Origin of the sequence: Specibacter sp. AOP5-B1-6, from assembly GCF_052376555.1 — a bacterium.
Taxonomy (GTDB): Bacteria; Actinomycetota; Actinomycetes; order Actinomycetales; family Micrococcaceae; genus Specibacter.
The window spans coordinates 17,556-30,226 of record NZ_JBQSVT010000044.1; the positions used below are offsets into that span (position 1 = coordinate 17,556).

The window sequence follows — 12,671 nt, forward strand, 5'->3', positions numbered from 1 at the left end:
ACCGCCGGTGCTGCCCACGCCGCCGGCGGCCCGGCCCCCGGAGCCGCAAAGCACCTTACTCCGCACACCTGAAACCATTTTCCATGTAAGGCCCACGTAAGCCGGCTGTAAGCGGGGGCGTGAAAACTTGATACCAAGAAGCACGGAAACCTTGAACAACAAAGGAACCGATCATGGTATCGACAACCCGACCCACCGACTTGGCCATCGAGGCCCACGGTCTGGTCAAACTTTTTGGCAGCAATCGTGCCGTCGACGGCGTGGACCTCGCCGTCAAAACCGGCACCGTCTACGGCGTGCTGGGACCCAACGGCGCCGGCAAGACCACCACCATCTCCATGCTGGCCACACTCCTGCGCCCCGATGCGGGGGAAGCCAAGATCTTTGGCTTCGATGTCCGTTCCGAGGCGCAGATTGTCCGCCAGCTCATCGGCGTCACCGGCCAGTACGCCTCGGTCGATGAAAACCTGAGCGCCACCGAGAATCTTGTCTTGTTCTCCAAGCTCCTGGGCCTGCGCGGCCCGGCGCCCAAGCTGAAGGCGGCGGAGCTGCTGGAGGAGTTTGGCCTGACAGATGCAGCGAAACGGCCGTTGAAAAACTTCTCCGGTGGCATGCGCCGCCGGCTGGATCTGGCCGCAAGCTTGATCGCCCAGCCGCCGCTGATTTTCCTGGACGAACCCACCACCGGACTTGACCCGCGAACCCGCAGCCAAATGTGGGGAACCATCCGGCGCCTTGTTGCAGCAGGCTCCACGGTGCTGCTCACCACACAAATGCTGGACGAGGCCGACCAACTGGCTGACCGTGTAGCGGTCATCGACAAGGGCCGAGTGGTGGCCGAAGGAACCACAGACGAACTCAAACAGTCGGTGGGCATTGCCGCCCTGCAGCTGCGACTGAGCAACACCGCCGACGTCCCGGCCGCACGCGAACTGATCCGGACGACCCTTGGTGTTGAATCGGCAGTTTCCCCCGAAGCCGCGCGTCTGAGCGCACCCATGCAACGCGCGGACCTTGTCACCGACCTGCTGGTGGCACTGCGCCGGGACGGCATCCCCGTGGCGGAAATTTCCGTCCAGCAACCGACGCTCGACGAGGTGTTCCTGACCCTGACCGGCCACGACACCGGCGCCGACACTACCGGCACAAATGCCCCAACATCTGAATTGGAGACCGCGCGATGAGCACAGTAACCCCGGCACTACTGAACAATTCCGGCTCCCTGCGCAACTACGTGGGGCCGAAGCAAATCCTGGAAAACACGCTCACCATGGCCTGGCGCGGCCTCTTGAAAATCCGGCGCACCCCCGAGCAGCTGGTGGACGTCACCGTCCAACCCATCCTGTTCACGCTCATGTTTGCGTACATCTTTGGCGGCGCCATCGCCGGCAATGTGCAGGAGTACCTGCCGTTGATGATTCCTGGCATCCTTGTCCAGACCGTCATCACCACCTCCATGGTGACCGGCGTGCAACTGCGCGAAGACATGGACAAGGGGGTGTTCGACAGGTTCAAGTCCCTGCCCATCGCCCGCATCGCCCCGTTGGCCGGTGCTTTGCTGACCGACACCCTGCGCTACGCAATTGCCATCACCTTGACCTTCGCCACCGGCTGGGTCATGGGCTACCACCCGGCAGGCGGGCTTGGCGCCGTCGTCCTTGCCGGCCTGCTGGTCATGTTCTGTGCCTGGTCGGTGAGCTGGATCTGGGCGTTCTTCGGCGTCATCGCCCGCAGCGCCTCAAGCGTTCAGGGCATGAGCATGATTATTTTGTTCCCGCTGACGTTCCTCTCAAACGCGTTCGTCCCCGCCGACAGCCTGCCTTCCTGGCTGCGCGCGTTCGCCAACGTCAACCCGGTCTCACACGTGGTCACGGCCGTGCGCGAGCTTGCCAACACCGGCCAGATCGGCATGGCGGCCGTATGGGCCGTGGTCGGGGCGCTTGTCATCGTGGCCGTCTTTGCTCCACTGACCGTGCGCGCCTATATGCGCAAAGCCTGACCGTCCCGGCCCTCCCGCACGCTAAACACCGCGCAGCACGGGGCTGGAATACAGTTTCAACAAGCGTTCGGCGGCTTGTGCCTGGTTCGTTGCCAGGCCGGCCACCGAACGCTTTGCTGCGTCCAGGGCTCCCTGCCCATGCCGCCGTGAGGCCGCAGGGGTGTGCCGACGGCGGAGCAGCACGGCTTCATCCTGTCTGCCGGCCATTACCTCCGCCAGCGCCATCAGCTCAAGTCCGACGGCGGCACGGGCACTTCCCGGTTCGGCCAGAGTCGCATGCCAGGCGCCCACGGCCAGGGCGGCACTGCCGTGCACCGGCTGGTCAACCCACAAGCCCGAGTGTCGCAGCGAGACTATGCCGGCAATGCGCAGTCGCTTCGCCGCGCCGGCAGCGTCGGTGCTGGTTGCGACGTCGGGGTTGTACAGCAGCTCGGCACAGAGCTGCGCGGCGGCCAGAATCAGGCCCACGGGCCCCTCACTGCGCCGGCTCACGGTTGGCCGTCCCAACGTCCGGTAGAGCCTGAGCCCCTCCTCGTCCTGGTTGCCGGCGAAGGCGATCTCGGCCGCAGCGGCAGTGGTCAGCATGGGCAGCTCAGATTGGGATTCCCCGTCGTGCGGCATCGAATTGACCTGGTCCAGGGCCTGCTGGGCAGGACCCGCCTCGCCCAGGGCCGCATGGTTCAAGGCGACCATGAGGGTGGCGTTGCGGATGTCGGGTTCAGCCCCCACCAGGGCCATGCGCTCAATGGCCCGCCCGGCCCACCGCAGACCCTGGCTCGGGTTCCCGCTTTGGCTGTAGAGCTGCGCGGCAAGGTCGGCGGCCGAGCCGGAGGACCAGGTGTCCTGCAGCTTTTCGGACAAGGCAAAAGACCGCTCCGCGAAGTCGATGGCGTCATGCGGCCGTCCGTTGTTCTCCGCCCACAGTCCGCTGAGCAGCAGTGCCAGGGCGGCAACGTCGTCGTGCCGGTCGTGGCGCAGCCGTGCCATCAAGGCCATGGCCCTGGACTCGTTGCCGGCGGCAAGAAGCAGCCGGGCCATGGCATCGGTCAGGGGCGAAAGATGGATCCCCGAGCGCACGATCCTGCCGATGCGCACCCTGGCGGCGGCACCCTGCCGCAGGCTGAAAATCATGGTTGTCATACAGATGACGCTGAGCGAAAACACTGCCGCGTCCGCCGTCTCCGGGTCGGGCCGATAGGCTGTGGTGGCATCCAGAATGGGTGCGGCAAAGACAAAGACCTCACCGTGCATGCCCCGTGGGGACCAGTAGTTGGCCAGGATGCCGAAGATGGCAAAAACAGCCTTGGCGGAACTTTCGGGGTCCTGTTCTGTCGCGGCCAAAGCTTTGCGCAGGGCGTGGAGCAGGTTTTCCTGTTCGGCCGTGACGTGCCGGATGGTCTCCAACTGGTGCACCCCGCTGCTGTTGGCGAGGGCATGCTGGGCGAAAGCCACGGCCCACCCGACCATGGCCCGTTCCGCCTGCGTGTTTTCGCCGGACTGTCCAAGCCGGAGCGCGGCATATTCCCGCACCGTTTCAAGCATCCTGAAGCGAACCAGTCCAGTGCCCGGATCGTCCTCCGCCAAGACCAGCGACTGGTTGATCAAGGCTTCCAGGCCGCCCTCAATGTCCGTATCCGCGAGCATCTGACCGGTGGAATCGGGAATCCTGCCCACCGTGGCCAGTGCCGCCGCGAGGGAAAAGCCGCTGGGGAAGTGGGCCAGCCTGCGCGCCACCGCCCGCTCGTTCCCGGTCAGCAGCTCCCAACTCCACCCGATCACGGCAGTCAGGGTCCTGTGCCTGTCCGGCGCGGTGCGGTCAGTGTTGACCAACAACTCGAACCGGTGTGTGAGCCTGCGTTCAATGTCCTCGACACTCATGAGCCTCACCCGTGCAGCAGCCAGCTCGATGGCCAGCGGCAGCCCGTCAAGGGCGCGGCACAACCTGCGCACAACAGTGCCGTCCAGGGTGGCGCCGGGGCGTGCGGCAAGAGCGCGTTCAAGGAAAAGTTCGACGGCGGCTGGAGCCGGTGTGCCCGAGCTGCCGTCGGTGGCCAGCGGCGAAAGCTGGTGGATTCGTTCGCCGGCAATGCTCAAGGGCGAACGGCTGGTGGCGAGCACAGAGACGCCCGGGCACTTGGCCAGTATGTCGGCAACGGCCTCGGCTGCGGGGTCAATCAAATGTTCGCAGTTGTCCATGACGAGCAGCGTGGTTTGTTCGGCGAGGCGGGCCAGCGTCCGGTTGCGCGGATCCACAACCGGCCGCTTGTCCTGAAGCGCCCGCACCGCCCGGGCCTCCTGTATGCCGGCGGCGTCGGCCAGGGACAGCCATAGGTCCTCCGGGGTCCGGATGCCGGCCAGCTCAACAACCAACACCGATGGCGTGCCTCGTGCAGCGCTTCTGTTGGCCAGTTCCTGGGCCACGCGGGTCTTGCCCAGGCCGCCAATGCCCAGAATGGTTGTCAGCCGTCCGGTGCGCATGAGCCCCTCAATGGCAGCAACATCGCCGGCACGGCCAAGGAGTTCGTTGGGGGCGGCCCGCAAGCCAAAGGACTGGTGGGCAGGCCGGGTGGGCGCGGGTTCGACAAGTGTTGGGGCGGAAACGGCAGGTGGGTTCCCGGCGTCGGACGGTGTTTGCAGCAGCAGGGCATGCAACCGGGTCAACGCGGGCGCGGGGCTGGTGCCCAGTTCGTGGCGGAGCCTGCGGCGAAACGTGTCATAGGCCGACAATGCAGCAGCGGAACGGCCGCTGGCATGAAGGGCAGTGAGGTACTCCAATTGCACGGTTTCATCCAGCGGTGCCGCGTCCGACAAGGTGCCCAGCATGTCTGCGGCTGCCTCGTGGTCGCCGTTGGCGGCCAGCGTCTGGGCCTGCAGGCGCGCAATCGCGGCACGTTGTTGTTCAGCACGATGCCGGAAATCCGCCAGGACTGGCGAGGCTGCCGTTCCCGCGGCGGCATCACCGGAGCTCAGGCTGGCTGCGGTGTCCAGCAGCGCCAGGGCACGTTCGGGTTGCCCCAGCGCAGCACGCGCCGAGGCGAGAAGGGAGTCCACTGCCCAGTAGTCGATTTCTGCCGGCGCCACGCTCAGGGCATAGCCGGCGTCGGCGGAGGTGATCAGACCCTGCCAGTGGCTGGTCCGGATGCGCGAGACCATGGTGTGCAGCGCCGTCGTGGCACCGGCCGGTGCATCCAGGCCCCAGACCTCATCAATCAGGACCGCCGTGCTGAGCGACCGGCCGCGGGCCAGCGCCAGTGCCAGGATCACGGCCTTGGCACGTGGTCCCGGCAACGGTGAGTTTCTGAGCAGGACGCCGCCATAGATACGCAGCTCGGGCCCGGGGGTGCCAACGGAATTCACTTCATTGATGCTACCCGCACGCCGGGGACTTGCCTCAGCGAGCCAGGCTATTTGCCCCCGGAGTCCCGCCACAAGTGCAAGGTCAGGTAGGAGCGCCAAGGTGCCAGCGGTGCGGCCATGGTGCTCAGCTCTTGTGTTTTGATGGTGCGGGCTTCGGCCAGGGAGTCGCCCCGGAGGAGACCGTAGCCGTTGCGGACAGCTGCGTCGCCGGGCAGGAAGATGTCGCTGCTGCCCAGTACCCGCATGGCGACGTATCCAACAGTCCACGGTCCGATGCCGGCGATCGGGAGGAGCTTTTCGGCCAGGGATTCCTCGGTGTCGCCCGGGCCGAGTTGCAAGGATCCGTCGGACAGCATTGCGGCAACGGCCACGATGGAATCGATCCGCCGTTGCGGACCTCGCAGAATGTTCCGCCCGTGGGAGGCAACCTCGGACGGGCTTGGGAAGAAATGCGTCATGGTCCCGTGTGGCAACCGGCTGGGGGTGCTCAATGCCACCAGTTGGTTGAGGGCGGTGCGGGCGGCTGCCACAGTGATTTGCTGGCCAATCATGGCCCGAATGAGGATTTCGGCTGGATCCACGCAGCCGGGGAGCCTGATGCCGGGAAGTGCTGCCACCCGTGCCGCAAGCAACGCGTGGGCACTCAGGGCGGTGTCGGCCTGCACCGGATCATGATCCACGTTAAACAGCCGTCGAACCCTTGCAAGCAGTTCGGCAGCGTCGGTGGGGTCTTCCAAATCCTGCTCCAGCCACAGGGCGTGGCCGTCCCAGCTGACACGGAACCAGCCGTGTCCCCCGGGCAGAAGGATTGTGCGGGCATAGTTTGCAGAATCTGCCTCCTCAACACCGGCCACGGCACGCGCCGCCAAAAAGCCAAAGATTCCGGGTTCAAACGGGGGAGTGAACGGCAACGCAAATGTCATGATTCCATCCTCCCATCCGCAGGGGAGGGGCAGACTCAGATCTTCACCCGCGACCCCTTGCCCCCGGACAGGGGCCGCACCTAGGGTTGGCGGCATGAGGGACATGATGAAAGCACTCACCGACGTCACACGCAGCGTCAGGACAGCCCAGCTGGGCCATCGGGACGCCGTCACCGTTGTCCTGCAGCAGGAACTGTCCGCCTCGGCGGGGGACGTGTGGGCCGCCTGCACCGCGCCGGAGCGCATCCGCCAGTGGTTTCTGCCCGTCACGGGCGACCTGCGCGATGGCGGGAATTACGCCTTGGATGGCAATGCCTCCGGAGACATCCTCGACTGCACGGCGCCACGATCCTTCCGGATCTCGTGGGTCTTTGGCGAGGGGCCGCATTCGGAACTGGAAGTCCGTCTTACCGCCACCAACACGGACCACACGCTCTTCGAGCTGGACCACACGGTTCCGGCCGGCACCGAAATGCTGGAAACGTATGGCACGGGCGCTGTTGGCGTCGGCTGGGACCAAGCACTGGTGGGCTTGGACGATTTTCTGCGCGGGCTGCCCACCGGCCCGGCCAACCCGTTGCCGCCCGAGGTGATGAACCCGTTTACGGCGGCCAGCAGCAGTGCCTGGGCCGACGCCGCCATCGCCAACGGCACCGATCCGGAAGCGGCGAGGGCTGCGGCCGCGCGCACCACTGTGTTTTACACGGAAGCGGACGACGCCGGACCCTCCTAACGCTGTTCCCTCCAGTACCAGTGAGTGGGAGTGCCGCCCGGAGCTTCCCGCTGGAGTCCGGCCCACAGCGCGGCGCCGCCTGCCAAGTCCTGCTCCCGGCTCGGCGCCGCCTGCTAGGTTGAGAATATGGGCCAGCCAGTTGACATCCTTGAGCTACTTCAAAATCCTGCCACCGTCGTGGCGCCCAGATTGCTCGGCGCCTTGGTGCGCCATGAGACTCCGGAAGGCCCCGTCGTCGTTCGTCTGACCGAGGTGGAAGCTTATCTGGGCCCGGCGGATTCCCTCGATCCGGACCCGGGGGCCCACAGTTACAGGGGCAAGACCAACCGCAATGCAGTGATGTTTGGCCCGCCCGGACACTTGTACGTCTACTTCACCTATGGCATGCATTTTTGCGCCAATCTGGTGTGCCGCCCGGCGGGGGAATCCTCCGGATGCTTGATGCGGGCAGGCGAAGTGGTGGAAGGGCTGGACTTGGCGCGCGCACGCCGCCCCACAGCCAAACGCGACCAGGAACTGGCGCAGGGACCGGCGCGGCTGACCAAGGCCATGGGATTCAACCTTGCACACAATGGTGTGGCAGCGCTCGGGGGAGAGGTGACAGTCACACTGCCGGAGACGCCGGTCCAAACTGTCATGGCGGGTCCCCGCGTCGGCATCAGCGGGCCCGGGGGCACTGCGGAGTACCCGTGGCGGTTTTGGATCGCCGGGGACCCCACTGTTTCCAGGTTCAAGCCGGGAGTTGTGCGTGGGCCGCGCCGGCCCGCACCAGCAGTTCCGGACGCACCACTTGATCCAAGAAGCCAGTAACGCCGGCAAACTCCGGCAGGAGGCCAGCGGGTGTCAAACGTTGGCCGGGAACAATCCTGCTGGACGGAGGCGCCGCGGCGGCACAGGCGCCGCAGGGGCACAGGCTGCGCACCGTGCCCCTGGCGGGAAAGGCCTTTGTGGGGACGCTGTACCGTTGAAGGGTGAACGAGAGATCAAGCGCCCCCGAAACACTAATTTCCGACTCCCGTCCGACCGCCGACAATCCGCACGTTTCCGCGGTAATTGAGCAGTTGTGCGCCACCGTTGAGGATTACCCGTCGCCGGGCATTGTCTTCAAGGATTTAACCCCCGTTTTTGCCGACGGCCCGGCGTTGAAGCAGGTGGTCGATGCCATTGTCGGGGCCTTCGACGGACAGTTTGACGCCGTGGCCGGGGTTGAGGCACGCGGCTTCCTGCTTGCGGCGGCTGCTGCCTACGCCACGGGGACCGGCGTGGTCACCATCCGCAAGGCCGGAAAACTGCCACGGGAGGTGTACGCCGAAAGCTACTCCCTGGAGTATGGGCAGGCCACCTTGGAGATACACCAGGACGACGTCCCAGCTGGCACTCGTGTGTTAATTCTCGACGACGTGCTTGCCACCGGGGGAACGCTCGGCGCCGCTGCGAGCCTGCTTGAGCGCACGGGTGCCGTGGTGGCTGGCATCGGTGTGGTGCTGGAGATTGACGCACTGCCGGGGCGGGCGAATCTGGGCGGCCGTGACGTGGTTTCGTTGCTCCACGTGTAGCGGCGCCGCGCTTTGTGTCGCCGTGCTCACATGTGCCAGCGCCCGTGCAGATAGAGGGATAGAATAGACGGTCCGCCTTTTGGCGGTATGCCTTACGTATCAGGAGCCTTGCATGTATGACGACGAGTTGGCCCAAGAACGCAGCTATGTTGACGGTCTTTATTCACGCCTGGATGAACTTCGCGCGGAAAAGGTGGAGCAGCTCGGTGAAGTGCGCCGCGCCAAGTCCATGGGCACACACCAAAACCGCTCCGAGCGGGACGCCTTTGCCACGCTCTATGAGAACCGCCTGGCACAGCTGAATGCAGTTGACGACAAGCTCGTGTTTGGCCGGCTGGACCTGGACGATGGGCAGGTCCGCTACATTGGCCGCATCGGGCTGTCCGCCGAAGACCTGCGCCAGCTGATGGTGGACTGGCGTGCCCCCGAGGCAGGCACTTTTTACCAGGCGACAGCCTTCGAGCGCATGAACGTTCGCCGCCGTCGCCACCTGCTGCTGCAGGGGCGCAACGTGAAGGCCATTGAGGACGACGTCCTTGACCACACCATGCTGGTGGAAGGCGAACACCTGCAGGGCGAAGGTGCGTTGCTGGCCGCGCTGAATTCCAAGCGCACGGGCCGCATGAACGACATTGTTGGCACCATTCAGGCTGAGCAGGATCGGATCATCCGCTCTCCGCTGAGCGGTGCACTGGTGGTGCAGGGCGGGCCGGGCACCGGAAAAACGGCAGTGGCGCTGCACCGCGCCGCGTATCTGCTCTACACCCACCGCGAACGGCTGCAGTCGGCAGGCGTGCTTTTGGTGGGCCCGTCGAACGCGTTCATGAAATACATTGAACGGGTGCTGCCCTCCCTGGGCGAAACGGGCGTCGTCATGGCCAGCGTTGGCAACCTTTTCCCCGGCGTGCACGGCACCGCGACGGAAACCGCTGAGACCGCCGAACTCAAGGGCCGCATCGCCATGGCCCAGGTCGTGGCCAACGCCGTGGCGAACCGCCAGCGCACGCCCCGGGAGGATGTCAGGCTCGACGTCGAAGGCACCCGTTTGATCCTTTCGGTCCGCCAGGTGCGCCGAGCCAGGGACAAGGCGCGGGCCACCGGCCTGCCGCACAACGAAGCGCGCGTCACCTTCGTGAAGACCCTGCTGCGCGAACTTACCGAACAATTGCGCGAACATATTGAGTCGGCCGGCGCCGGCAACAACGCGGACAGGTCCTATCTGGGTGAGGACGTCCGGTCGGCCCGCGACGTGCGCGTCATGCTCAACCTGTGTTGGATGCCCATGACGGCCCAGCAGCTCGTCGATGACATGTTCAGCAAACCCGAGATCCTGGCTGCCGTGACACCGGGCTTCACCCCTGCCGAGCGAGAGTTGCTGCTGCGCAGCCCCGGCGCACCCTGGAGCGAGTCGGATGTGCCGTTGCTGGATGAGGCAGCCGAACTCCTGGGTGAGCTGGATGCCACCGGCGGCCGGGCACAGGCCAGCGCCGAATCCCAGCGCAAGCGTGATCTCGCCAACGCGGAGAAAGCCATCTCCAACATGAACCAGCAGCTGGAGGACTCCGGTGTTGACGGCATCCTGACGGCCGAACAGCTGGCCGACTACAACGTCGTGGAGGCCGAGTCACAGACCAGCGCCGAACGTGCGCTGACCGACAGGTCCTGGGCCTACGGCCACGTGGTGGTTGACGAGGCGCAGGAGCTTTCGCCCATGCAGTGGCGCCTCTTGGTGCGGCGCTGTCCCGTGAAGTCCTTTACGATCGTTGGCGACATCGCCCAAACAAGCTCTGCAGCCGGCGCCATGTCATGGCAGCAGGCGCTCACACCGTTGCTCGGGGAACGCTGGAACATTGAGGAACTGACTGTCAACTACCGCACGCCTACGCAAATCGCCGAGGCCGCCGTGCGCATGGCCAATGCTGCGGGCCAGGTGGTCTCCGCGCCGAAGGCCGTGCGTGACGGCGAGTGGGAGCCCATCGTTGACTTCGTTGCGCCAGCCGATGTGGTTGAACGGGTGGTTGCCGTCATGCCCGAGGAAACTGCAGCGGTCGGCGGGGGACTGGTGGCGGTCATTGCGCCGCGTTCCATGGTGCAGGACATCGCCGCCGGGCTGCGTGCAGTGTATGGGGCCCGGATTGGTCACGGGGCAGGTTCGCTGGACCAGGACATTGTGGTCATTGACCCGCACGAGGCAAAGGGGCTCGAGTTTGACGGCGTCATCATTGTTGAGCCTGCCGCCCTGCTTGCCGGTGCCAACGGCCGTGTTGGCGACCTCTACGTTTCCATGACCCGGCCCACCCAGCGCCTGCGCTTTGTCACGTCGGAGCCACTGCCGGCGGGAATCGAAGCGTAAGCACTGGCCCAAGCTGTCCCGCTGTCGTCACCTTGGTGGCCACAGCGGGACATAACCGGGCAGGAATCGAAAGAAACGCCGTCGTGCTGGTAATTTTGAAGCGTGTCTTTGCAAACTGAACTCCGCGCCCCCGAGAACGATCCCAGCTTCGCCAATGTTTGGCAGGAGCTCAAGTGGAGAGGCCTGGTTCAGGTCTCCACCGACGAAGCCGCCCTTGAAGAGCTGCTCGCCGGTGCCCCGATCACCTATTACTGCGGCTTTGACCCCACCGCACCCAGCCTGCACCTTGGCAACCTTGTCCAGTTGCTGACCATGCGCCGCATGCAGCTGGCCGGCCACAAGCCGCTGGGTTTGGTGGGCGGATCCACTGGGCTGGTGGGGGACCCCCGTCCGACGGCGGAGCGCACCATGAACACCAAGGAGACCGTAACCGAGTGGGTTGGCTTCCTGCAGGGCCAGGTGCAGCGGTTCCTTTCCTTCGAAGGTGACAATGCTGCACGCATGGTCAACAACCTTGACTGGACCGAGCCCATGTCGGTGCTGGATTTCCTGCGTGACGTTGGCAAGTACTTCCGGGTCGGCACCATGATCAAGAAGGACATTGTTGCCTCGCGCCTGAATTCCGATGAAGGCATCAGCTACGCCGAATTCAGCTACCAGATCCTGCAGGGCATGGACTACCTGGAGCTGTACCGCCAATACGGCTGTGTGCTGCAGCAGGGCGGCTCCGACCAGTGGGGCAACCTGACAAGTGGCGCCGACCTGATCCGCAAGGTTGAGGGGGCCTCCGTCCATGCGCTGGGCACACCGTTGATCACCAACTCCGATGGCACCAAATTCGGCAAGAGCGAGGGCAACGCCATCTGGCTCGACGCCGCAATGTGCAGCCCGTTCGACATGTACCAGTTCTGGCTCAATACAGCGGATGCCGATGTGGTCGACCGCCTGAAGGTCTTCACATTCCTGTCGCGTGCGGAAATCGCCGCAATTGCCGAGTCCGTTGACTCCAAACCGCAGGCCCGCGAAGGCCAGCGCACCCTTGCCTTCCAGGTAACCTCATTGGTCCACGGAGTGGACGCCACGTTGAAGGTCATCGCGGCTTCCGCCGCACTCTTTGGCCAGGGTGACCTGGCTGCACTTGATGAGGACACTCTGGCGTCGGCCACGCGTGAACTGCCCCGTTCGACGGCACCCGCTGCCGGCTTGACGATTGTCGAGCTGCTGGTTGCAGCGGAATTGTCCAACAGCAATTCTGCTGCACGCCGCACGGTGGGGGAGGGCGGCGCCTACGTCAACAATGTAAAGATCACTGACCCTGACGCCGTTTTGGGTGGTGCCGATGCATTGCATGGCAAGTACTTGTTGGTGCGCCGCGGCAAGCGCACTCTGGCAATGGTGGAGCTGGCCGCCTAGTCCCCACCTGCCGATTCACCACGCTGCCCGCCTCCGATTTGCATTGGAGGCGGGCAGCTGTGTATTGTTCTATCTGTTGCTTGCGCAACGCTGGGCCACTCCGCTTGCGGGGAAGAGCCCACCACTTCGCAAGAAACCAAACCTAACAAAACTTGCCGAATATAATTGACTCTTCGAGTTGAAAATATTGGAATAAGAATATGGGTTTGCGGGAAAAGCCGAGTGACGATCCACACACGTTGTGGATTGGACAAAGTGAATTCCAATGAAATAAAGTATGAATATCGCAACGACGAAAACTAATTATGAAGTACTGATTAGGAACTACTCGAATGCA

General features: G+C 64.6%; 9 protein-coding genes. 7 read left to right on the top strand and 2 right to left on the bottom strand.

Annotated elements, in window-relative coordinates:
* The first annotated feature begins 173 nt into the window (after nt 1–173).
* Nucleotides 174–1,184, top strand: coding sequence for an ATP-binding cassette domain-containing protein (locus ACT3TS_RS16720; protein ID WP_444532657.1), 1,011 nt, complete (start codon nt 174–176; stop codon nt 1,182–1,184).
* Complete coding sequence (locus ACT3TS_RS16725; protein ID WP_444532658.1) at nt 1,181–1,999, top strand: ABC transporter permease; 819 nt, start codon at nt 1,181–1,183, stop codon at nt 1,997–1,999. Before ACT3TS_RS16720 ends, ACT3TS_RS16725 begins: the two co-directional genes overlap by 4 nt.
* 21 nt (nt 2,000–2,020) lie before the next feature.
* On the opposite strand, the gene ACT3TS_RS16730 is transcribed toward ACT3TS_RS16725, so the two are convergent.
* Nucleotides 2,021–5,356, bottom strand: a complete 3,336-nt coding sequence (locus ACT3TS_RS16730; protein WP_444532659.1) for a BTAD domain-containing putative transcriptional regulator — start codon at nt 5,354–5,356, stop codon at nt 2,021–2,023.
* Nucleotides 5,357–5,403: 47 nt separating this feature from the next.
* Nucleotides 5,404–6,279, bottom strand: coding sequence for a DNA-3-methyladenine glycosylase family protein (locus ACT3TS_RS16735; RefSeq protein ID WP_444532660.1), 876 nt, complete (start codon nt 6,277–6,279; stop codon nt 5,404–5,406).
* A gap of 94 nt (nt 6,280–6,373) precedes the next feature.
* Between ACT3TS_RS16735 and ACT3TS_RS16740 the strand changes: the two genes are divergently transcribed.
* The 5 genes from ACT3TS_RS16740 to tyrS all read left to right on the top strand — a co-directional run bounded on the left by ACT3TS_RS16740 (nt 6,374) and on the right by tyrS (nt 12,334).
* Nucleotides 6,374–7,012, top strand: coding sequence for an SRPBCC domain-containing protein (locus tag ACT3TS_RS16740; protein WP_444532661.1), 639 nt, complete (start codon nt 6,374–6,376; stop codon nt 7,010–7,012).
* A gap of 126 nt (nt 7,013–7,138) precedes the next feature.
* Entirely contained in the window at nt 7,139–7,822 is a 684-nt protein-coding gene (locus tag ACT3TS_RS16745; RefSeq protein ID WP_444532662.1) for a DNA-3-methyladenine glycosylase, read from the top strand.
* 194 nt (nt 7,823–8,016) lie between these two features.
* On the top strand, nt 8,017–8,568 hold the full coding sequence (locus ACT3TS_RS16750; RefSeq protein WP_444532666.1) for an adenine phosphoribosyltransferase: 552 nt from the start codon (nt 8,017–8,019) through the stop codon (nt 8,566–8,568).
* Nucleotides 8,569–8,680: 112 nt separating this feature from the next.
* A complete protein-coding gene (locus ACT3TS_RS16755) occupies nt 8,681–10,921 on the top strand; it encodes a HelD family protein (RefSeq protein WP_444532663.1) in 2,241 nt (746 codons plus the stop codon).
* A gap of 102 nt (nt 10,922–11,023) precedes the next feature.
* Nucleotides 11,024–12,334: a tyrosine--tRNA ligase gene (gene tyrS / locus ACT3TS_RS16760; protein WP_444532664.1), complete on the top strand. Its 1,311-nt coding sequence runs from the start codon at nt 11,024–11,026 to the stop codon at nt 12,332–12,334.
* Nucleotides 12,335–12,671 lie beyond the last annotated feature (337 nt).